The organism is Ruegeria sp. CJ6 (genome assembly GCF_056536665.1).
This window is the reverse complement of sequence record NZ_JBQFQB010000005.1, coordinates 155,070-177,796: the sequence shown is the minus strand read 5'-3', so window position 1 is coordinate 177,796 and position 22,727 is coordinate 155,070. Positions and strand designations below refer to the sequence as shown.

At 55.7% G+C, this 22,727-nt stretch carries 21 protein-coding genes; 19 read left to right on the top strand and 2 right to left on the bottom strand.

All coding sequences use genetic code 11. From position 1 onward, the window contains the following. The first annotated feature begins 199 nt into the window (after positions 1-199). The 4 genes from dprA (at position 200) to ACR0BT_RS15605 (ending at position 5,553) form a co-directional block, all read left to right on the top strand. On the top strand, positions 200-1,336 hold the full coding sequence (gene dprA / locus ACR0BT_RS15620; protein WP_480602241.1) for a DNA-processing protein DprA: 1,137 nt from the start codon (positions 200-202) through the stop codon (positions 1,334-1,336). Between the two features lie 169 nt (positions 1,337-1,505). After that, entirely contained in the window at positions 1,506-4,130 is a 2,625-nt protein-coding gene (topA, locus tag ACR0BT_RS15615) for a type I DNA topoisomerase (RefSeq protein WP_480763554.1), read from the top strand. Positions 4,131-4,222: 92 nt separating this feature from the next. After that, on the top strand, positions 4,223-4,927 hold the full coding sequence (locus ACR0BT_RS15610; RefSeq protein ID WP_480763553.1) for a CoA transferase subunit A: 705 nt from the start codon (positions 4,223-4,225) through the stop codon (positions 4,925-4,927). Next, complete coding sequence (locus ACR0BT_RS15605) at positions 4,927-5,553, top strand: 3-oxoacid CoA-transferase subunit B (protein ID WP_170397333.1); 627 nt, start codon at positions 4,927-4,929, stop codon at positions 5,551-5,553. The genes ACR0BT_RS15610 and ACR0BT_RS15605 overlap by 1 nt, the downstream gene beginning before the upstream one ends. A 45-nt stretch (positions 5,554-5,598) precedes the next feature. Here ACR0BT_RS15605 and ACR0BT_RS15600 read toward each other — a convergent pair whose 3' ends face one another. Further along, positions 5,599-6,465, bottom strand: a complete 867-nt coding sequence (locus ACR0BT_RS15600; RefSeq protein ID WP_480763552.1) for a lytic transglycosylase domain-containing protein — start codon at positions 6,463-6,465, stop codon at positions 5,599-5,601. Positions 6,466-6,817: 352 nt separating this feature from the next. Here ACR0BT_RS15600 and ACR0BT_RS15595 point away from each other — a divergent pair, with 352 nt between their 5' ends. The 15 genes from ACR0BT_RS15595 to pdeM all read left to right on the top strand — a co-directional run bounded on the left by ACR0BT_RS15595 (position 6,818) and on the right by pdeM (position 22,061). Next, on the top strand, positions 6,818-7,012 hold the full coding sequence (locus tag ACR0BT_RS15595) for a hypothetical protein (protein ID WP_170397337.1): 195 nt from the start codon (positions 6,818-6,820) through the stop codon (positions 7,010-7,012). Positions 7,013-7,106: 94 nt separating this feature from the next. Further along, complete coding sequence (locus ACR0BT_RS15590; RefSeq protein ID WP_170397339.1) at positions 7,107-7,289, top strand: hypothetical protein; 183 nt, start codon at positions 7,107-7,109, stop codon at positions 7,287-7,289. A 168-nt stretch (positions 7,290-7,457) separates the two neighbouring features. Further along, positions 7,458-8,339, top strand: coding sequence for a Flp pilus assembly protein CpaB (gene cpaB, locus ACR0BT_RS15585; RefSeq protein ID WP_170424295.1), 882 nt, complete (start codon positions 7,458-7,460; stop codon positions 8,337-8,339). 196 nt (positions 8,340-8,535) lie between these two features. Then, positions 8,536-9,942, top strand: a complete 1,407-nt coding sequence (locus ACR0BT_RS15580; RefSeq protein WP_170397343.1) for a type II and III secretion system protein family protein — start codon at positions 8,536-8,538, stop codon at positions 9,940-9,942. Positions 9,943-9,959: 17 nt separating this feature from the next. After that, entirely contained in the window at positions 9,960-10,586 is a 627-nt protein-coding gene (locus ACR0BT_RS15575) for an OmpA family protein (protein ID WP_170397345.1), read from the top strand. A gap of 201 nt (positions 10,587-10,787) precedes the next feature. After that, a complete protein-coding gene (locus ACR0BT_RS15570) occupies positions 10,788-12,020 on the top strand; it encodes an AAA family ATPase (protein ID WP_170397347.1) in 1,233 nt (410 codons plus the stop codon). A gap of 17 nt (positions 12,021-12,037) precedes the next feature. Continuing rightward, the gene (locus tag ACR0BT_RS15565; RefSeq protein ID WP_170397349.1) at positions 12,038-13,477 is read left to right on the top strand and encodes a TadA family conjugal transfer-associated ATPase; all 1,440 of its coding nucleotides are present in this window, start codon (positions 12,038-12,040) and stop codon (positions 13,475-13,477) included. Positions 13,478-13,489: 12 nt separating this feature from the next. Then, a complete protein-coding gene (locus tag ACR0BT_RS15560; RefSeq protein ID WP_170397358.1) occupies positions 13,490-14,458 on the top strand; it encodes a type II secretion system F family protein in 969 nt (322 codons plus the stop codon). 11 nt (positions 14,459-14,469) lie between these two features. Further along, positions 14,470-15,447: a type II secretion system F family protein gene (locus tag ACR0BT_RS15555; RefSeq protein ID WP_170397360.1), complete on the top strand. Its 978-nt coding sequence runs from the start codon at positions 14,470-14,472 to the stop codon at positions 15,445-15,447. A gap of 52 nt (positions 15,448-15,499) precedes the next feature. Further along, entirely contained in the window at positions 15,500-16,042 is a 543-nt protein-coding gene (locus ACR0BT_RS15550; RefSeq protein ID WP_370644360.1) for a tetratricopeptide repeat protein, read from the top strand. 30 nt (positions 16,043-16,072) lie between these two features. Then, positions 16,073-16,924: a tetratricopeptide repeat protein gene (locus tag ACR0BT_RS15545; protein WP_170397362.1), complete on the top strand. Its 852-nt coding sequence runs from the start codon at positions 16,073-16,075 to the stop codon at positions 16,922-16,924. A gap of 3 nt (positions 16,925-16,927) precedes the next feature. Continuing rightward, positions 16,928-17,473, top strand: a complete 546-nt coding sequence (locus ACR0BT_RS15540) for a prepilin peptidase (protein WP_170397363.1) — start codon at positions 16,928-16,930, stop codon at positions 17,471-17,473. Between the two features lie 116 nt (positions 17,474-17,589). Beyond that, positions 17,590-18,897: an ATPase gene (locus tag ACR0BT_RS15535; protein WP_170397365.1), complete on the top strand. Its 1,308-nt coding sequence runs from the start codon at positions 17,590-17,592 to the stop codon at positions 18,895-18,897. 49 nt (positions 18,898-18,946) lie between these two features. Then, entirely contained in the window at positions 18,947-21,358 is a 2,412-nt protein-coding gene (locus tag ACR0BT_RS15530) for a ligase-associated DNA damage response DEXH box helicase (RefSeq protein ID WP_170626469.1), read from the top strand. 40 nt (positions 21,359-21,398) lie between these two features. Next, positions 21,399-22,061 carry a ligase-associated DNA damage response endonuclease PdeM gene (gene pdeM / locus ACR0BT_RS15525; RefSeq protein ID WP_480763550.1) on the top strand — a complete coding sequence of 221 codons (663 nt, stop codon included), beginning with the start codon at positions 21,399-21,401 and terminating at the stop codon, positions 22,059-22,061. A 3-nt stretch (positions 22,062-22,064) separates the two neighbouring features. Here the strand turns inward: pdeM and ACR0BT_RS15520 are convergent, their stop codons facing one another. Further along, the gene (locus ACR0BT_RS15520; RefSeq protein ID WP_255612017.1) at positions 22,065-22,694 is read right to left on the bottom strand and encodes a LytTR family DNA-binding domain-containing protein; all 630 of its coding nucleotides are present in this window, start codon (positions 22,692-22,694) and stop codon (positions 22,065-22,067) included. Between the last annotated feature and the right edge of the window lie 33 nt (positions 22,695-22,727).

Below are 22,727 nucleotides of genomic sequence, written 5' to 3'. Positions count from 1 at the left end.
CTACCCTTCGCGTGAAATCAAAAACTCATCCATGGATATGTGAGCCAAGATAATTCGCACGAATTTTCTTTCTTTCTTTCAATGACATAATCATCTCTCCGAGGGATGGGTTCGAAAAATACTGATCTAATTTTCTAAGATTCACAGGCTGTTAACCCGCTGCACCGTAAACCAGTTTTGCAATCAGGCGGAGCATCGGATGACCGAAGAGCAGCTTTCTTCCAATCACCCCCCACTCCCACCCACCACGGAAGAGGACCGGTTTTCCTGGCTCCGTCTGTTGCGCTCACGCAAAGTAGGGCCGGCAACATTCCGGCGCTTATTGCGCGAACATGGCTCGGCGCAGAACGCGCTGGCCGCGTTGCCGGAAATGGCGCGCGCTGCCGGGATCGAGGATTATGAAATCTGCCCGCCCGGCGTAATTGAGGCGGAGCTCAAGGCCGCAAAGGTCGCCAAAGCGCGGCTTTTGTGCCTTGGGGCCGCCGATTACCCTTACGCGTTATGTGACCTTTCGGATGCGCCCCCGATGCTTTGGGCAATCGGCGATCCGTCGATCTTGAAACGCCGGGCAATTGCCATGGTCGGGGCACGGAACTGTTCTTCGCTGGGCGCGCGCATGGCGCGGGCGTTGGCGACGGATCTGGGTAAGCAAGACTATGTCGTGGTCTCGGGGCTTGCCCGCGGCATTGACACCTCGGCGCACCTCGCCACGTTGGCGACCGGTACTGTGGCAGTGTTAGCAGGTGGGGTAGATGTGATTTATCCGGCCGAAAATGCCGATCTTGCGCGAGATATCGCAGAAACCGGTCTTCGCCTGTCTGAACAACCGATGGGCACAACACCTCAGGCACGACATTTTCCGCGCCGCAATCGCATTATCTCGGGTCTGGCGCAGGCAGTGGTCGTTGTCGAGGCCGCGGCGAAATCCGGCAGCTTGATCACCGCGCGGGACGCCCTGGACCAAGGGCGCGAGGTTCTGGCCGTGCCCGGCCATCCCTTTGACGCCCGCGCGGCAGGATGCAATCTGCTGATCCGAGACGGGGCTATACTCGTCCGCAATGCAGAAGACGTGATTGATGCTTTGCCCAAGCAACAGCTACAATCCTCCGCCCAACAAATCCTACCCCTTGGACCCGAGGCAGACACAGCCGAAATCACGCCCCAAGCCTTGCACGAGGCGATTCTGACTCGACTTGGCCCATCTCCGATCGCGGAAGACCAGTTGATCCGGGACATCGCTGCATCTGCGGGCGAAGTCGGCCCTGTGTTGGTCGATCTGGAGCTTGAGGGCAAGATTCAGCGGCAACCAGGCGGCCTGCTGTCACTTTGCGCCTAAGTTATCGAATGGATTCGGCACCTGATTCCGCGAGCGGCACGACCAGATCAGGCTTTAATACAAAGTATTTTTGGTGGTGAAAACGAACGCATTGACAATTCGATCTTGCCCCACACATTTTGCACGGTCATACAAAGCGCAAAATCCGTCGAGCGAGGATTCCTCTTAAATGCCCGTAGTTGTTGTAGAATCTCCGGCCAAAGCAAAAACGATCAATAAGTATCTTGGCCCCGACTACACCGTTTTGGCCTCATATGGCCATGTGCGGGACCTGCCGCCGAAGGATGGGTCGGTCGATCCCGAGCATGAATTTTCAATGAAATGGGAGGTCGGCAATGACAGCCGTAAGCATGTCAAGGCGATCGCCGACGCTCTGAAAGAAGACAACGCACTGATCCTCGCGACTGACCCTGATCGAGAAGGCGAGGCAATCAGCTGGCACCTCCAAGAAGCGCTGACCAAGCGGCGTTCGATCAAGAAGGACACGCCAGTCAGCCGCGTAACGTTCAACGCGATCACCAAGGACGCCGTGACCGAGGCGATGCAGAACCCGCGTGAGGTCGATATGCCGCTGGTCGAGGCTTACCTGGCCCGCCGCGCGTTGGACTATCTGGTAGGGTTCAACCTGTCACCCGTTCTGTGGCGCAAGTTGCCGGGTGCCCGTTCAGCGGGGCGCGTGCAATCGGTCTGCCTGCGCCTCATCGTTGAACGCGAGATGGAGATCGAAGCCTTCAAGCCGGTCGAATACTGGTCGGTCAAAGCTGTGTTCGAGACGCCTAGGGGACAAACCTACGAGGCGCGTCTAGTCACGCTGGCAGGCAAGAAACTGGACAAGCACGATCTAGCGAATGCAACGCAAGCCGAACTGGCGGTTCAGGCGATCACCAGCCGTGATCTGAGCGTGACATCGGTCGAGGCCAAGCCTGCCGCGCGCAACCCCTCTGCCCCGTTCATGACGTCGACCTTACAGCAAGAAGCCAGCCGCAAGTTCGGCATGGGCGCACGCCATGCGATGCAGGTGGCCCAGCGGCTGTATGAGGCCGGATACATTACCTACATGCGAACCGACGGTATCGACATGGCCCCCGAGGCCGTGGCGGCAGCGCGCGATGCAATCGCCGACCGTTATGGTGCGGAATACGTGCCAGACAGCCCGCGCATGTACAAAAACAAGGCCAAGAACGCTCAGGAAGCACACGAGTGTATTCGCCCGACAGATATGTCGCGCGATGCCAAGGCGCTGAAGGTGACCGATGAGGATCAGCGCAAGCTTTATGATCTGATCTGGAAACGCACCATTGCCTGTCAGATGGCTGCCGCACGGCTTGAACGCACGACTGTCGAGATTACCAGCACGGACGGTCAGGTTGGCCTGCGCGCCACCGGTCAGGTGGTGCTGTTCGATGGCTTCATGCGCGTTTACGAAGAAGGTCGCGATGACGTGGTCGACGATGACGACAAGCGCTTGCCACAGATCATGCAGGGCGATCCCGCACGTTTTGCCAAGACCTCGCTGCGTGATCAGTTTGCCAAGGCCACCGCCGACTCGGAAAAGGCCGCCATTCTGGCCGAGAACGAATCCGTTCTGGCGCTGCAGCATCACACCCAACCGCCCCCGCGCTATACAGAGGCCACGCTGGTCAAACGGATGGAAGAGCTGGGGATCGGGCGTCCGTCGACCTATGCCTCGATTGTCACCACGATTCAGGATCGTGAATATGTACGTAAAGACAAGAATCGGCTGATCCCCGAAGAAAAGGGCCGAATCGTCACCATCTTCCTGCTGAATTTCTTTCGCCAGTATGTGGGCTACGAGTTCACCGCCAATCTGGAAGAAGAGCTTGACGACGTCAGCGCAGGTGAACGTGACTACAAGGATCTGCTCGGCAAGTTCTGGCGCGATTTCTCTGCCGCAATTGGTGAGACATCGGAGCTGCGTATCTCGGAAGTGCTGGACAAGCTGGACGAAGCGCTGGCACCGCAGCTGTATCCGCCGCGTGAAGATGGCTCTGACCCGCGCATTTGCCCGAAATGCGGTGTTGGCCAGTTACATCTGAAAACTTCGCGCACCGGCGGGTTTGTCGGTTGTGGCAACTATCCTGAGTGCACTTATACCCGTCCGATCGCTGGTGAGGGCGCGGAAGGTGACGAGCGTTTGCTGGGCGAAGATGGGGGCGATGAGATCTGGCTGAAATCCGGTCGATTTGGGCCATATGTCCAGCGTGGAGAGCCCACGCCTGAGAACAAGAAGCCTCCTCGTGCGTCCCTGCCCCGTGGCTGGAGCAAAGACGACATGGATCTGGAGAAAGCTCTGACTCTTCTGTCCTTGCCCCGTCAGATCGGCGAGCACCCCGAAGGCGGCATGATCAGTTCGAACTTTGGTCGCTTTGGACCTTATCTAATGCATCAGTTGGCCGACGAGGCAAAGCCCGTCTACGCAAACCTCAAAGACCCGAACGATGTGTTTGAGATCGGCATGAACCGCGCGGTGGAACTGCTGGCCGAAAAACGCGCCAATCCAGGGCGCGGACGGCGGGCGGCTGCGAAGCCGCTGAAAGAGTTGGGCGACCATCCCGATGGCGGCGCGATGCAGGTGTTGGACGGGCGCTATGGGCCGTATGTGAAATGGGAAAAGGTCAACGCGACGATCCCCAAAGACATCAAACCCGTGGATGTGACCCAGGAAATGGCCATCGAACTGGTCAATGAACGCGCGGCCAAGAAAGGCACAAAGAAAAAGGCAGCCCCCAAGAAGAAAGCTGCTGCCAAGAAGACCACCAAGAAAGCAAGTTAGGTAGAAATACCACCTGCCCCTTGGATTCGTTGACTTCCTCGTGACGTGGCGGCACAAATCGGCCCAACACCATGTCATTGGGGGAGTTTTCCATGAAGAAAGTCTATGCCAATGCCACCGAAGCGCTCGATGGAGTGATCTCGGACGGCATGATGATCGCGGCGGGCGGTTTTGGCCTGTGCGGAATTCCCGAGCTGCTGCTTGAGGCCATCAAGGACTCGGGCGCTCAGAACCTGACCTTTGCCTCGAACAACGCCGGCGTCGACGATTTCGGGATCGGCATTCTGCTGCAGACCAAGCAGGTCAAAAAGATGATCAGCTCTTACGTTGGCGAAAACGCCGAGTTCATGCGTCAGTACCTGAGCGGTGAGCTGGAGCTGGAATTCAACCCCCAAGGCACTCTAGCCGAGCGTATGCGCGCTGGCGGTGCGGGCATCCCCGGTTTCTATACCAAGACCGGCGTGGGCACTGTGATCGCTGAAGGCAAAGAGCACAAAGACTTCAACGGCGAGACCTATATCATGGAAGAAGGCATCTTTGCCGACCTCGCGATCGTAAAGGCGTGGAAAGCCGATGACACCGGGAACCTCGTGTTCCGCAAGACCGCCCGCAACTTTAACGTGCCCGCAGCGACTTGCGGCAAGATTTGTGTGGCTGAGGTTGAAGAAATCGTCCCGCGCGGCTCGCTGGACCCGGATGGCATCCACCTGCCCGGCATCTATGTGCATCGCATTATCCAAGGCAGCCACGAAAAGCGCATCGAACAGCGCACCACCCGCAAGAAGGAGGACGCATAATGCCCTGGGATCGCAATCAGATGGCCGCACGTGCGGCAGAAGAGCTGGAAGACGGCATGTATGTGAACCTCGGCATCGGTATTCCGACGCTGGTGGCGAACTATGTAGGGGACAAGGACATCACCCTACAGTCCGAAAACGGTATGTTGGGCATGGGGCCTTTCCCGTTTGAGGGCGAGGAAGACGCTGACCTGATCAACGCAGGCAAGCAGACGATTACCGAACTGTCCCGCACCTCTTACTTCGATAGCGCGACCTCGTTCGCCATGATCCGAGGCGGTAAGATCGCTGCTGCGATTTTGGGTGCGATGGAAGTGGACGAGAAAGGAGACCTGGCCAACTGGATGATTCCCGGCAAGCTGGTCAAAGGTATGGGCGGTGCGATGGATCTGGTCGCTGGCGTTGGTCGCGTGATCGTAGTGATGGATCACACCAACAAGCATGGTGATTCAAAAGTGCTGAAGGAATGCACGCTGCCTCTGACTGGCCAGGGCGTTGTGGATCGCATCATCACCAATCTGGGTGTTCTGGATGTCGTCGAAGGCGGCCTGAAGATCGTCGAACTGGCCGATGGCGTCAGCGAGGACGAGATGCGAGGAGCGACTCAGGCAACAATCGTAGATTGACCTCAGGCCAATGAAACATAAGGCCCGCTGCGACGCGGGCCTTTTTTAGTTCGAAGTCTGAAAAATGCAGGGGTCCGAAACGAACTGCGGTGTTGTTGTACAAAGAGCACTCGCGACCTGAAACGCGGCCAGAACCTTGGGCACGTAGTCTCTGGTCTCGGCATAAGGTGGCACACCACTATGCTTGCGCACGGCCCCTTCGCCGGCATTGTAACCTGCCAGTACGAGAATCGGGTCATTGTCGAACTCGTTCATGAGCCAATGCAGGTATTTGACCCCACCTTCGATATTCTGTTCAGGTTTCAGGCTGTCCTCTACCCCAAAACGTTCGGCGGTAGCTGGCATCAATTGCATCAAGCCCTGCGCCCCGGCAGAACTGACAGCCTGTGTGCGGCCCGCAGATTCTACCGAGATAACGGCTAGGACAAGTGCGGGTGAGACATTCGTCCCTACGGTCGAACGTAGAATATCCACCCCTCGCTTTTCTGCGATGTCTTGCAAGGTCTGCAGACGCGGCGCCGCGACACCCGTGGCAGTAAGCGCTTGAACGGCCTCTCTCAGCCTACCTGCGCTGGCCTGCGCCAGATCGGGGGATACCCGGCTCCAGAATGCTCTATAAGAGCCAACTGGCTTGGTCGCCCCCGCAATCTTCTGAGGAACCGATGGGGGCGGCTTTGCGATAGCGGCAATCTCAGGCACTACCAGCTTGGCGCCAGTGCTGGGGGCTGATGGTGATGCTGCATGTTGTTCGGGCGTGATCTGAATCGTCACGCGCGGACGTGTCCCCGGTTTAGGGGCCTTTATGCGCTTATAGACGCCGCGCGGCTCGGTTTCGGTTGCAGTGACAGGAATCGCACCCGCCATCAGAAACACCGCTGCACCGGCGCATAATACTGCGTCCCGGAAATACATTTGCCTGCCTCGATTTCTTATCTTTTGAAGCATTTTGAACATCATAACGGCCCGCAACACCAGAAAAACCAAGCGAATTGGGGCAATTTCGCCTCAATTGCCGCCATTTTGCATCGCCCACACAACGGAAGTACAAAAAAGGTGTGATTTTTTTTATTTATTTCCAACTGGTTACTAAATTCACCAACAAAAAATTAAGCTTTGAGCAAAAAAATATTGGTTTGGCCCAATTCCTGCCACGCACAGGGGTCAAACATATATCCACACCGAGACGATCGGGAGCGGACTGAGAGAGAAAGCTCTGAAAGACGCCGAGGTTAATTAATTTTTGATCCTTTAGGAGGGACATAACATGATCAAGTTCATCAAGAACTTCCGCAAAGACGAAGACGGCGCCGTAACTGTAGACTGGGTCGTTCTGACCGCAGCTGTTGTTGGCCTGGCAGCCGTTGCTTACAACCAGATCCACAATGGTGCCAGCAGCCTGGCAGGCAACATCGATGACGCTCTGGGTTCGGTAACTGTGACAGTTCCGGATACCGAATAATCTGTTATCGGTCTAGCATAACAACTTGGGGCCATGTCTTTACTCAAAGGCGTGGCCCCTTTGTTTTCAGAAGAAAGCCACCCGGTATAGTCCAATGTTAAAAAGAGTACATAGTTTCCGAACCGATGAGACCGGCGCGATAACCGTAGACTGGGTGGTTTTAACTGCTGCAATCGCAGGTCTCGCCGCAATAATCTACTTCATCCTGAGCCAAGGACTTCTAACAGCGGGACAGCCGATCGCAAATGTAGAAGTAGAAGAGATGGTCTTTGAGTAGCGCGGGCCCGTTCCCATTTACTAGCGAGACGGCAACCCTGCGAATAAGCGTATTTTCTGCCAAAAATTACCGGGATTGTCCGCTTTTTCGACACAATTGAAAAATATCTTGGATCCTGAATCGATGTGACTTCAAGAGTCGCGGTCTACGGAAAATAAAGAGGGACAAATGCGAGCTGTTTTTGGACTTGTTCTTATCATCGGGGTCGCGTTGGCCGGTGGTGCTGTCTATATGGCACGCGAATACATCACGGACAATCAGGCCAAACTTGCTCAGGAACGCAAGTTGCGCGAAGAGGCGCTTGCCAATGCGCAGGCGGGCATTGTCCCGACAGTAGGCGTTTTGGTTTCGAATCGCTCCTTCAAATACGGCGAACGTTTGAACCAGGAAGATATCCGCGTCGTTCAGTGGCCAGAGGATGCGATTCCCGAGGGTGCCTTTGTGGACATGACAACCCTATTCCCGGAAATCAAAAACAATGAACGATTCGTTCTCCGCGCGATGGAGAAAGACGAAGCGATTATGGAAGTCAAAGTCACCAATCCAGGCGAGACTGCTGGCCTCAGATCACAATTGCCCAAGGGAATGCGCGCATTTGCAATAAGCGTTGATGTGGCATCTGGCGTATCGGGCTTTTTGCGCCCAGGCGATACGGTGGACGTGTATTGGACCGGCTCATTACGTGGCACCAGCGATTCTGGCCGCGGTGAGATTACTCGTTTGGTACTGACGAACATCGAATTGGTCGCTGTTGATCAGTCGGCGGGTCTGGATGTGACCGGCACAACCATTGCTCGCACGGTCACAGTTGCAGCGACGCCACAACAGATCGCCGCTTTGGCACAGGCTCAGAACACGGGTCGCATGTCGCTGGCACTGGTTGGCGCTCAAGATGACAAGGTGGCAGAGGTGGTTGAAGTCGATCAGCAGTCTTTGCTTGGCATTGAAGAGAGGGCCCCGGCCCCCGTCGCGGCTCCGGAGAAGGTCTGCACAATCCGCACCCGTCGTGGCGGCGAGACGGTAGAGACCCCAATTCCCTGCACAAACTAACTAATTTTCAGACCTTTACGAGACAAAGACCGCGCATTTTGCGCGGTCTCTTTCTTTGTGTTGTTGCGCATAATCCACATAAGGAACTTTCCAGAAACCATTGATTATTGCAATAAATCTGGTTCTGTCGCAGGGTTTCATAGCATAGGGCATAAGACCCAAAAAAAATCGAGTGGTGATCGGAGAGGCAGGTCACATGACAATACGTTCCTGGATCAGCGCAACCCTGCTGGGGTTGTCGCTAGTTGTGAGCCCAATCGGCGATGCCGCTTGGGCCCAAAATCTTCGCGTGGTTAAAAAGGGTACGGCGGAAACGCTGGATGTCCCCGTAAATCGCGCAATCGTGGTGGAAAGCGAACAACCGTTCGCAGACATCAGCATTGCCAATGCAGGCATAGCGGATATTTCGACCCTGTCGGACCGCACTATCTATGTTCTCGGTCGGGCACCGGGTACAACCACCCTGACAATGTTCGACGGCGCGGGTAATTTGATTACCAACGTGCGTGTGCGTGTTTCCCCTGATGTTTCGGAATTCAAAGAACGCTTGCGTCAGATTCTTCCCAGTGAGCGAATCGAGGTTCGGACCGCCAATGATGGGATCGTATTGTCGGGAACAGTTTCCAGCAGTGCCAAACTGGCGCGTGCGCTTGAGTTGGCAGAACGGTATGCCCCTGAACGTGTATCGAACCTGATGAATGTCGGCGGCGTGCAGCAGGTCATGCTGAAAGTGCGCTTTGCGGAAATGAACCGCTCTGTAGCCAAAAACTTGTCGGCATCGTTGGGCTTTGGAGGTGGCGACACCACTGCGGGCTTCAATTCCTTGAATAACCAGGGCGCACTGAACAACGCACTGGCGAACAACATCCCGTTTGTTCAGACAAATTCCGGTGCCATTCTCTTCGGTTTCGGCGCGGGGTCGACACAGGTTAGACTGCTTTTGGAAGCCCTTGAAACCAAGGGTTTGGTTCGCAGCTTGGCAGAACCGAATCTTTCTGCACTGTCTGGCCAAGAGGCGGAGTTCCTTGCCGGTGGTGAGGTGCCAATCCCAGTACCCCAAGGCGACGGTGTCGTTGCGATTGAGTATCGTCAGTTTGGCGTTCAGCTGCTGTTTGTTCCGCGCGTCGTCGATGGCAACCTGATCAACCTGGAACTGGGTGCATCAGTATCGAGCATCGACCAGAGTGCGAACTTCACGATCAACGGCGACAATGTTCCTAGCTTCATCACGCGTCAAACACGGACAACCATCGAGTTGCGCGACGGTGAGAGCTTTGCCATTGCAGGCTTAATCCAGGATGATTTCACGGATCTGAACAGCCAGGTTCCCTGGCTTGGCGATGTGCCTGTATTGGGCGCGTTGTTCAGGAGCGCTCAGTATCAGCGTGAGCAGAGTGAATTGATCATCATCATTACCGCGCATCTGGTGTCGCCCACTCGTGGCGAGGCGCTTGCCCTGCCGACCGATCGTGTGAAACCGCCCAGCGAGTTCGATCTGTTCGTAAACGGCAAGATCTCTCGGACTGAACGCGCCGGAAATGGTGCAGCCTCTGAAGTTGCCAATCAGGATTTTGGCACCTCTTACGGCTACGTGCTGGACTGATAGAGAGGATAGAACCAATGGAAAAGTGGATCATCACACTGGGTCTTTCGGTTGCTGTCGCCGGTTGTACACGCGAGGCCGGGTACGAAATCGATCAGGGCACGTTTGGTAACGCTACACTGAACAACATTCAGGTCATGAATGGTGAGTTGACGTATGGCCAAATCCTCGCGCGGCGTTTCGCTGCCGAGGTGCCTACACAGATCAACTTTGCCTTCGATAGCGCGCAATTGGACGCTTCGGCGCAACGAATCCTGTTGCAGCAGGCGGCCTGGATCAAACAGTTCCCCGAGGCGCGGTTCCGTGTCTATGGGCACACGGATGCCGTTGGCTCTGAGGCATATAACAAGCGATTGGGCCAGCGCCGCGCCAATGCCGCCGTTGCATTCCTGACACGACAAGGAATATCGCGCTCACGGTTGGAAGCCGTTGTTTCCTTTGGTAAATCCAGGCCGTTGGTTGCCACCCAAGATCGGGATCGACGCAATCGGCGGACAGTGACCGAGGTATCGGGCTTCTTCGACCGGCATCCAAATATTCTGGATGGAAAATATGCGGACGTGATCTATCGCGAATACATCTCAAGCGCGATCCCGATAAGCGATATCCAACGGCAAGAAGACGCCGGTGGTACCAGCGACTAATAAATAGGAAATGGGCGGCATTGTCGCCCATTTCCCTACAATTGGTTCTTTTGCGCCCAATTCTTGCCTAACTTCCAAGCCACTTTGTGAACAATTGGGTGACCTGCGGCCAAAATCGACCGCATCGGGCGACAGCATACCAGAACTGAATCTTCTCGCGTTCAAATGGTTTGCTCAGCCCTCTCGATGAGGATTGTGTTAATGACGAGCGCGACGCCGCAAGACGATAATAACGCCATTTTGGCCTGCACCATCAGCCGTGATGTCCAGAACTTCGACCTTTTGATCGAGGATATGGAAGCTGCGCTGGGCGAACGATGGGGTGATCTTGGATTTGCCGAAGCGCTTGCGTTCTTTAGCCAACCCGAAGCCAAGACGCTTCAATTTGTAGCGCTGGCGCTGGACGGCGATGATGAAGACAACCTGACACTGATGGGTGAGATCATCACTCAGGCCAAGGAAAAAGGCATCAAGGTTGTCTTGATCGCCGAGGATGTCACCCCTGCCGCATTGCATCAGCTGCTACGCAGAGGTGCGGACGAGTTTGTCCCCTACCCGCTTCCCGAAAATGAACTTCAGGAAGCAATCGATCGTATGCAACAACCCGATCCGGTTGTGGCACCACAAGCAGCGCCTACTGCGACGAACGGCTCCTCGAAAGAAGGGGCGCTTTTTGTCGTACAGGGTCTGGCAGGTGGTGTCGGTTCTACAACCATGGCGGTCAATCTGGCATGGGAACTTGTAACGGTTTCAGCCAAAGAAGCCCCGAAAGTGTGCCTGATCGACCTGGATCTACAATACGGCACTGTTTCGACCTATTTGGATCTGCCTCGTCATGAAGCCGTGTTCGAAATGCTCTCAGACACGGATTCGATGGACGAAGACTCCTTTGGACAAGCGCTCCAGACGTTTGAAGAGAAGCTGCAAGTTCTAACGGCACCATCTGACATGGTGCCGCTGGACATCATCACGCCTGAGGACATTCAGCGTGTGATCGACACCGCACGCGCGAATTTTGATTATGTCGTCATAGACATGCCAAAAACACTTGTTCACTGGTCAGAAACGGTTCTGCAGGCCGCCCATGTCTATTTTGCGTTGCTTGAGCTGGATATGCGCTCGGCCCAGAACGCATTGCGTCTGAAACGGGCACTGCAGGCCGAAGAATTACCCTTCAACAAACTGCGGTTTGCTATGAACCGGGCTCCTAAATTTACCGATCTCAACGGTAAAAGCCGGGTTAAACGTATGGGTGAAAGTCTGGGTATTTCCATTGATCTGCTTCTGCCCGATGGCGGCAAACCCGTCATGCAAAGCGGCGACCACGGTTTACCGCTGGCAAATTCAGCGGCCAAGAACCCGCTGCGCCGGGAAATCGCCAAATTGGCTCAATCGCTTCATAGCCTTGGCAGTAGTGACGCCGAAGCCGCATAACTCAAAGGGGAGCTGCCGTGTTTTCAAGATACAAAAAACAGCCTTCGGCGCAGCCGGTTGAAACCCAGGCGTCGAAAGTCGAGGCCCCTGCAGCAGCAGCTGCGGCACCAGCTGCCAACGCAATTGCGCGCAAGCCGGTCAAGAAAAAGGCAGCAGAAGTTGTTGGAAACGACAAGGAACGCAAGCGCAAGGAACGGCTGGGCGAAATCAAGCTTGAGCTGCACCGCGAGCTTCTTGAAAACCTGAACCTTGCAGCCCTTGAAAAAGCTGAAGAATCCGAGCTGCGGACAGAAATCAGCGCGATTGCCAGCGAAGTTCTGGAAGCCCGCAACATCGTTCTGAACCGTGAAGACCGCAGCCAGCTAAACAAAGAGCTTTATGACGAGGTCACTGGCCTCGGGCCGCTGGAAGCGCTGCTACAAGACGACTCGGTCAACGATATTCTGGTCAACGGCCCCCAGCAGATTTTTGTCGAACGGGCCGGTAAGCTTGAGATCAGCGACATCACGTTCAAAGACGAAAAGCACCTGATGCGGATCATCGACAAGATCGTTTCTGCCGTTGGTCGCCGTGTCGATGAATCCAACCCGTATGTTGACGCCCGCTTGGCTGATGGCTCACGTTTCAATGCGATGGTGCCACCGATCGCGGTGGATGGTTCGCTTGTTTCCATTCGTAAGTTTAAGAAAGACAAGCTTGGCATCGACGATCTGGTCAATTTCGGTGCGTTCACCGAAGAAATGGCAGCCTATCTGCAAGCCGCTGTGTCGACCCGTCTAAATATCATTGTTTCGGGCGGTACCGGTTCCGGTAAAACGACAACGCTGAACGCGCTGTCGAGCTTTATCGACGACGCCGAGCGCATTCTGACCATTGAGGATACGGCGGAACTTCAGCTGCAGCAGACCCATGTGGGTCGGATGGAAAGCCGTCCGCCCAACGTTGAAGGCAAAGGCGAGGTCAGTCCGCGCGATTGTTTGAAAAACGCCCTGCGGATGCGCCCCGACCGCATCATCGTGGGCGAGACCCGTGGCGCCGAAGTAATCGATATGCTGCAGGCCATGAATACCGGCCACGACGGATCAATGACCACGATCCACGCCAACTCGGCCCGTGACGGTATCTCGCGTCTTGAAAACATGATCGCCATGGCGGGGATCGAAATGCCTATCAAGGCGGTCCGCAGCCAGATCTCGTCGGCTGTGAATCTGATCGTTCAGGCCAGCCGTCTGCAGGATGGTTCGCGCCGGATGACATCAATCACCGAAATTACCGGCATGGAAGGTGACGTCATCTCGATGCAGGAAATATTTAAATTTCAACGGGTTGGCCTGACCCCCGACAACAAGATCATCGGTCATTTCACCGCCACAGGTGTGCGCAGCCACTATTCCGAGCGTTTCCGTCTGTGGGGCTTCGATCTGCCCGCCTCGATCTACGATCCAACCACGATGTAGGAGAACCAAGATATGCAACTGCCTGTCGAGGCGCTCATCTACATCGTGATTTTCGTCGGGGTCTTTGCCCTGGTCGAAGGTATATATCTCGTCGCATTCGGAAAATCGATAAGCCTGAACAGCCGCGTCAATCGCAGGCTGGACATGATCGATAAGGGCGTCGGGCGCGAGCAAGTACTGGAGCAGCTGCGCAAGGAAATGCAGCAGCACATGAAATCGCAGAGCATACCGCTCTACTCGCTATTGGCAGACAAGGCGCAGAAGGCGGCGATCGCCTTCTCTCCTCGGCAGTTGATTGTGATCATGGCACTGGTTTCAGGGCTGGCTTTTGTAGGTTTGAGCGTAGGAACAGCGACCGAACCGACGCTTCGGGCGGCTCTATCGGTCGCGATCGGGGTCGGAGCGGTGTACGCTTGGGTCAATAACAAAGCCAATAAACGTATGGCCTTGATTGAAGAACAATTGCCCGACGCGGTGGAACTGATGGTTCGGTCACTTCGCGTCGGAAACCCATTTGTTTCCTCGATCCAAATCGTTGCTAACGAGGTCGAGGACCCCCTTGCGACAGAGTTCGGTGTTATCTCGGATGAATCCGCTTATGGCCGGGATGTCGGTGAAGCACTCAAGGATATGGCAGAGCGGCTGGATATGCAGGATTTACGGTTTTTGGCCGTCGCCGTTTCGATCCAGCAACAATCGGGGGGTAACCTTGCCGATATTTTGGCCGGATTGGCCAAGGTGATCCGCGCACGTTTCCGACTGTTCCGCCGGGTGAACGCTATCACCGCCGAAGCCAAATGGTCGGGCAAATTCCTGTCGGGTTTCCCGGTCGCCTGTCTTCTGTTCATCATGGTTAAGGACCCGAACTACTACGACGCCGTAATCGACGATCCGCTTTTCATTCCGGCATGTTTCTTTGTCGGTATCACGCTGACCCTGAACCTGATCGTCATGCGTATCTTGACCGACATTAAGGTTTAAGAGGCCCAAAGATGGAATTTTTGAACCAGATCAATGAGCTGTTGAAGCAGAACTTGGGTGAATTCGGTCCGCTGATTGTCGTGGGCGTTTTGGGATTGTTCATGATCCTGGTCACAATCCCGCTGATGCTGAACCAGCCGGAAGACCCACTAAAGAAGTTGCAGCGGTCAAATTCACCGCCAAAAAACAACAAGAAAGAAAAGAAAGAGCGTCTCAGAACAGCCAGCCGGAACGAACAGCTTGAGAAGTTCGCCAACTTTCTCGAACCAAAGAACGAAGAAGAGTATACCGCCGTTCAACTCAAGTTGAGGCAAGCCGGCTATCAGTCCAAGGACGCGGTTCGTTTCTATCACTTCGCTCAGTTCGCATTGGGCATAATCGGGATCCTGATCGGCGTCTCGCTGGTTACCGTGTTTGCGGGCGATCAGGAATTTGACTCGACACAAATCCTCATTCGCGTTCTGGGACCTGGTATTGCGGGTTACTTCGTGCCCAAATACTGGATCACGCGGCGCGTAGAGGAACGCAAGGAAGCGATCGTAAATGGTTTCCCTGATACGCTCGATCTGATGTTGGTATGCGTCGAGGCCGGGCAGTCCTTGGATCAGGCCATTGTACGGGTCGCGTCTGAGATGAAAGCATCTTACCCAGACATCGCGCTTGAGTTCGAGGTTGTCGCCTACGAAATGAAAGCCGGTAAAGAAAAGGACACCGTTTTGCGCGACTTCGCGACGCGATGCGGCGTTCAGGACGTTAGTGCGTTCGTCACCGTGATGATCCAATCAGCGACATTCGGGACATCCATTGCCGAAGCGTTGCGGGTTTATGCCGATGAAATGCGTGACAAACGCGTGATGCGCGCCGAAGAGGCAGCGAATAAGTTGCCAACCAAAATGACCCTTGCGACAATGATGTTGACCGTCCCTCCTCTGCTGGTCATCCTTGTTGGACCTTCGGCAAAAGGTATTATGGAGTTTGGAAACCGATAACGCCTTCCCGCTTCTTCGCTGGGTTGCCAAATCAGGTTGTTGGCACCTTCGTATGACAATTCAGGCCGCCATGGTTTTCACCATGGTGGCCTCTTGCACTGAAACAGGCGCGACAGACGATCCGTTTGCCCCTGGCGTCGACCCAGATGGGCCTGCGGTAGATGAGGTGACCGTCGGAAACCGATTGATGGCGGCGGGCGAATATGAGCTTGCACTTGAATCCTTCACCCGTGCCGCGTTGCAACAGGGTATGACCCCGCAAATCCTGACTTCGCTTGGGACAGCTAATTTGGGATTGCGCCGGATTGGCCAAGCAGAACCGCTATTGCGTCGTGCTGTCGAGGACGATCCCGAGTGGCCTGTGGCATGGAACAACCTGGGTGTCTTTTTGGTAGAAACGGGCGAATATGCCGAAGCCGCGCAGATGTTCCGCAGGGCCTATGCGCTGGACAATGGCGAAAGTGACGCAATCCGCGACAATCTGCGGTTAGCACTCGCAAAAATGGAAAATCCTGTTAATAATACCCCACAAGAACAAGAATTTGAACTGGAGCAGCGCGGCAACGGGCAATTTGTTCTGCGTAAAATCCAGTAATAGAGGCAGAGCAGTAAAGGACGCACAAAAATGCGCCAACCCTTCTTGATTCCGACGATGCTGGCGTGCGGGCTGGTTTTGGCCGCCTGCGCAAAGGAAACCGAAGAGGAAAAGGTTGAACGTACTTTTCAGGAAGTGAACGTTATCGACGAGACCAACCTGAATGACGTGATGCTAAATGCGGCCGATCCCAATGAGGCGGTGACCTATTTCCAAAGTGCGGCCGCCAAGAACCCCGACCGCATCGACCTGCAACGAGGACTAGCAATCACGCTGACCCGTGCCAAGCGCAGCACTGAAGCTTCTGCCGCGTGGAAACGTGTGCTGAGCATGAAAGGGGCCAACAACGCCGACCGTGTCGAATACGCTGATGCTCAGATTCGCAGCGGCAACTGGGATGGCGCAAAGGCGACATTGGACAAGATCCCCCCTACATATGAAACCTTTAAACGGTATCGGCTTGAAGCGCTGGTGGCAGATGCCAAAAAAGACTGGAATCGCGCCGACCATTACTACGAAACCGCGGTGGGCCTGACGACCCGCCCTGCCGGAGTCATGAACAACTGGGGCTATTCCAAACTAACGCGCGGGCAATATGCGGAAGCCGAGCGGCTGTTTACCGACGCCATTAGGCAGGACAATTCTATGTTCACCGCCAAGAACAACCTTGTTCTGGCGCGCAGCGCGCAAGGCAACTACAGCGTCCCTGTTGTCCCAATGACGCAGACCGAACGGGCGAAACTGTTGAACACCATGGCCATTTCAGCCGTGAAACAGGGGAATATCAACCTGGCCAAGAACCTCTATCGCGAGGCGATTTCCACCCACCCGCAGCATTATGACGAGGCGGTCCGCTCGCTTCGGGCCCTTGAGGACGCCTGATCCATGATCATACCAGCGGCAGCGGCGGCCTGGTTTCTACCTTTTGTTCTGCCGATCTGTTTCTACGTTGCCTTTACGGATATGCGTGAGATGCGGATCAAGAACCACGCTGTCGTCGCGCTGGCGGTTGTTTATCTCATCGTCGGGCTTATCGCATTGCCACCGTGGTCCGGTCCGTGGATCCCCGGCAACATCGGGCCGTTAACCCTGACCCTGCCTGTCTACGGATGGCAGCTGCTTCACATGGTTGTCCTTCTTGTTATCGGCATCGTGCTAAATGCAGCTGGTGTGATGGGGGCCGGAGACGCGAAGTTCTGTGCCGCAGCCGCAGCGTTTGTCTGGGTCGGTGACCTGATGTGGGTCATGGTGATTCTGACGGCAACTCTGCTGGGAGCGTTCTTTGCACACCGGTTGGCGAAATACACCCGGCTGCGCCAGATCGCACCACATTGGGAAAGCTGGGATCGCGGCAAACAGTTCCCTATGGGTCTGACGCTGGCTGGCAGCCTCGTTGTTTATTTGATTTTGGGCATAATCCACGGATCGTGAACAATCATCAGCGCGCCTTGCCCGCGCCTTTGTCCTGCCACAAATCCGCGCCAAATTCTTCCAAAGCGGCCCCGCAAGGGCCTTTTGCGTGATTTTTGGATGGACGAGCCCCGCTCATGAATATGCAGACCTCCTCTGTGATTGCCCCCCCTGCCCCTAAAGGCCTGGGAGAAATGCAACTTCCGCTGGTGATGATGCGGGACATTCTGTTGAAGACCGTCTTTCGCAAGAACGTGGATACGGTCAGCGAAATTGCGGGTGCCATCTGTCTGCCCGGGTCCGTGACACAGGAACTAGTTGATATCGCACGCGAGCAGAAACTGCTTGAAGCGACCGGGACTCTGAACGCCAACTCCGGCAATGAAATGGGCTATCAGCTGACCGATGCGGGCAAAGCGCGGGCGTTGGACGCGTTGAGCCAGTCTGAATATTTCGGTGCGATGCCCGTGCCGCTCGATGTTTACCGCGAGCAGGTCAAGCGCCAGTCGATCCGCAACATTCAAGTCACTCGCGACCAGCTAACTGGCGCGATGGGCCATCTTGTTCTGCCCGACAGCCTGCTGGATCATCTGGGCCCGGCGGTCAGCGCCGGTCGCTCAATTCTGATGTATGGCCCTCCGGGCAATGGTAAATCCTCGATCTCGAACGGCATTCGTGATGCTTTGGGGGACAACGTCTATGTTCCGCGCGCAATCGAATATGCCGGTCAGGTGATTACGGTCTACGATCCGATCGTGCACACCGCGATCGAGCAAGAAGAGGACGATCCCAACAGTCTGCGCCGTCGCAAGCGGTTCGACACTCGCTATGTTCAATGCGAACGTCCCACCGTTGTGACTGGTGGTGAACTGTCACTGAGCATGCTGGATTTGGTCTACAACCCCACCGCGCGTACCTATCAGGCGCCTTTGCAGCTGAAATCCACCGGCGGCATCTTCATCGTGGACGACCTTGGACGTCAGGCAGAGCCCCCTCAGGCCCTGATCAACCGCTGGATTGTTCCGCTTGAAGAAAGCAAGGATATCCTTGGCCTGCAATCGGGTGAGAAGTTCGAAGTACCATTCGACACGCTGGTTATATTTTCGACCAACTTCCACCCGAATGAGATTTTCGACCAAGCGGCCCTGCGCCGGATTTTCTTCAAGATCAAAATCGACGGCCCGAACCAAGAGAACTTCCTGAAGATCTTTGCCATGGTCGCCCGCAAGCGCGGTATGCCACTAGACGAGGCGGCGTTGGTGCATTTGCTGAAGGTCAAATACCCGACCATCAACAACATCTACGCAAACTATCAGCCGATCTTCCTGATCGACCAGATGATCTCAATCTGCGAGTTTGAGGGTATCCCTTATCAGATGAGTCCGGACCTGATCGACCGAGCCTGGGCCAACATGTTCGTGAAGGAAGAAAAGATCATTCACTGATCCCCTTGTCCTGGTTTCCATGGCCTGAGGGCTGCGCTAGGTTTGCCGGATGGTGCAGATTCCCCCGGCAATCCAAAACTGGTTTTCGAACAAAGGCTGGTCGATTCATCCACATCAGCAAGAAATGTTTGAGCGGGCGAATGATCCCGCGACCCTTCTTATCGCTCCAACTGGTGGCGGGAAAACCATGGCCGGGTTTCTGCCTTCCCTGGCCGAGTTGGCGCTGGGGCAGCATGACGGATTGCACACGCTTTATGTGTCTCCTCTCAAGGCGCTGGCAGCGGATATCAGGCGCAATCTGCGCGTTCCCGTCGAGGAAATCGGCCTACCAATTCGGATCGAAGATCGCACCGGCGACACATCGGCCACGCAGAAGAAACGCCAGCGCGCCGATCCTCCACATATCCTGCTGACCACGCCCGAGAGTCTGGCGTTACTTACTTCATACGAAGATGCTCCGCGCATGTTTGCTGGGGTCCAGCGCATTGTTGTCGACGAAATACATGCACTGGCAGAAAGCAAACGGGGGGATCAATTGATGCTGGCGCTGGCACGATTGCAGACACTCTGCCCCGATCTGCGCCGCGTTGGCTTGTCCGCCACTGTTGAAGACCCCGAAGGCATCGCACGATTTCTAGCCCGCAATCCCGATCCTTGCCGAGTTATTCAGGCTGATCCCGGCCCTGACCCCGATATCTCGATGCTGCAAACACAAGAGATGCCGCCATGGTCGGGCGGTGGCGCAGCCTATTCCATCCCCGCTGTGATGGAGCAGATCAAAAAGCACAAGACGACACTTATCTTTCACAATACTCGGGCGCAGGCCGAGATTTTCTTTCACAACCTCTGGCTCGCCAACGACGACGCTCTGCCCATCGGCATTCACCACGGCAGCCTGGATCGGCAACAACGCGAACGGGTCGAGGCTGCGATGGTCAGGGGTGATCTGAGGGCAATTGTCTGCACCGGCAGCCTCGATCTGGGGATCGACTGGGGCGATGTGGATCTGGTGATCCAGATCGGCGCGCCGAAGAACGTCAAGCGGCTAGTGCAGCGGATCGGGCGCGCAAATCACCGCTACAATGCCCCTTCCAAAGCTATTCTCGTCCCAGCCAACCGGTTCGAAGTGGTCGAATGTGTTGCTGCACTGGAAGCTGTGCAAGAACATGATCTGGATGGCGACCCCCGCGGGCCAGGACCCAGGGACGTTTTGTGCCAGCATATTCTGATCGCCGCCGCAGCGGGACCGTTTGATGCAGATGCACTCTACGCCGAAATGACGGCTGCCGGGCCTTATGCGCAGATCACCCGTGCTGAATTCGATGCCTGTTTGGAATTCTGCGCCACCGGTGGATATGCCCTGCGAGCCTATGATCGGTGGCAGAGGCTTCAGCAGCGCCCGGATGGAGCCTGGCAATTGCGCGACCCGAGGGCGGCACAGCGTATCCGCATGAACCTTGGCACGATTCAGGACACCGACACGCTGAAGGTTCGGCTTAAGCGCAATCGCGGGGGCAAGCCTCTGGGTGAGGTAGAGGAGGGATTCGCGGCCTCGCTAACCCCTGGTGATACCTTTCTGATCGGTGGTCAGATCGTCCGCTATGAGGGTCTGCGAGAGATGGTGGTCGAGGTCAGCCGCCGCGCTGACCGCAAGCCCAAGATCGCGACCTTTTCGGGTACTAAGTTCGCCACGTCCACCCAGCTGAGCGACCGAATCCTACGGATGTTCGCACAGCCGGATTGGCCTCAACTGCCCGGACATACTGCCGAATGGCTGGGTCTTCAGCGCGAGATATCACGCCTGCCGCAAAGTGACCGCCTGTTGATTGAGAGCTTCCCTGACAGGGGGCGCGAGCATCTATGCGTCTACGGATTTGCCGGCCGCAATGCGCAACAGACGCTGGGCTTGCTGTTGACCAAACGCATGGAGGAAACCGGCCTTGCGCCGCTGGGATTTGTAGCCACTGACTATGCCACCTTAATCTGGGGACTGGATGCGGTGACCGATCCGCGCCCACTATTTCAGTTGGACGCGCTACGAGAAGGATTGGAGACTTGGCTGGCGGGTAACGCCGTGATGAAACGCACATTTCGTGCTTCGGCCACAATCGCGGGCTTGATCGAACGCAACACTGGTGGGCAGCGCAAGAGTGGTCGGCAGGCGACATTTTCGTCAGATATCCTCTATGACACCTTGCTGAAATACGATCCTGAACATCTGCTGATGCAAATCACCCGCGAAGAGGCCATGCGCGGGTTGGTCGATTTCGGACGGATCGAAGCCATGGTCGCCCGGATCGGCGACCGGATTGACCTGCTGCGGCTAGACCGCGTCTCACCCCTGGCGGCGCCTCTGTTCCTCGAAGTTGGCAAAGTCCCCGTCAAGGGTGAAGCCGAGGAACGCCTGCTTGCGGAAGAAAGTGCCCGTTTACTGCAGGCGGCCGGATTGCAACCGGCATAAACCACTTGCGCAATCCGCAAAATCGTATGAAGAACGGATCATGAACAAGATCGCGTTTTCATTTGCTGGCCAAGACCTGACTGCGCTTGGGTCGGGCGCACTATGGTGGCCGGAACAGGGCTTGCTCTGTGTTTCCGATCTGCATTTAGGAAAATCCGAACGGATCGCCCGCAGGGGCGGCCCGACCTTGCCGCCGTATGACAGCCGCGAAACATTGACCCGATTGGCAAGTGATCTTGCCCGTACCGGTGCCACGACGGTCATCTGTTTGGGGGACAGTTTTGACGATCTCGATGCCTCGGGCGCGTTGGCTGCTGAGGATAGGCAACAGATCACCGCAATGCAGGCTGGTCGACGTTGGATCTGGATCGAAGGGAACCATGACCCCGGCCCGGTAGAAATGGGCGGCACACATTTGTCCGAGTGGGCTTGCCACGATCTGATTTTTCGCCATATCGCCCAGCAAAACAGTACAGGTGAAATCTCGGGCCACTACCACCCTAAAGTTAACCTGAATGCCCGAGGGCGCTCGATCACCCGCCCGGCTTTTTTGTTGGATCAATCACGTCTGATCCTTCCAGCTTATGGCGCTTACACAGGGGGGTTGCGCAGTTCAGCAGAGGCTCTGAGCGGCATCATGGCGCCGGATGCGCGGGCAATTCTGACCGGTGCGCAGCCTCAACTCATCCCGATGCCCAGATAGGTTCTAGAGCAACCCGTCGTCCACGAGCTGTTGCTTGTATTTCCTGCTGACAGGAACCTGATCGCCGTTGCTTAGGTGCAAAAAGGATTTTCCCTTTTCTTTTTCGACCCCAACAATCGCCGAATCCACGACCCAGTGTGAACGGTGCGTACAATGGCCTTGTACCGGCTCCATCTCGGCAATCGCGTCGGTAAAGCGCGAGCGGATTGTAAACGTACCATCGGACGTGACCACGTCGACATAGTGATCGCGCACGGTTAACCGATAAACCTGCCCCTCGAAAGTGGCGGGCAAACGATTGAAAAGACGTGGTCTGGGTTCGAATACCGGTGCTGCGGTTTCTTCCCGCTGACGCACCAGCAAAAGTCCGGTGGCGAAGAGAAGACCATAAGGGGCGACTTTCAATATGCCCGGTGCCATCAATCCATTTAGCGTGAACAGAATCCAGGTCAGAAACCACAGTGATGGTGCAAACAATGTCAGGATCAACAGGACGAAGGCAAAATCACGGACCAGCAATCCGGATCGATTTAGCCGTTCGCGTACCAGCTTTCCAGCCGACCAAGTCGCTGCAAGCGCGAGCAGCATAACACCTGTCCAGAACACCATCCGCTGACTGAATGGCAGTGTCATATCCCGAAAGGGGGCAAAGGAATACGCCAATAA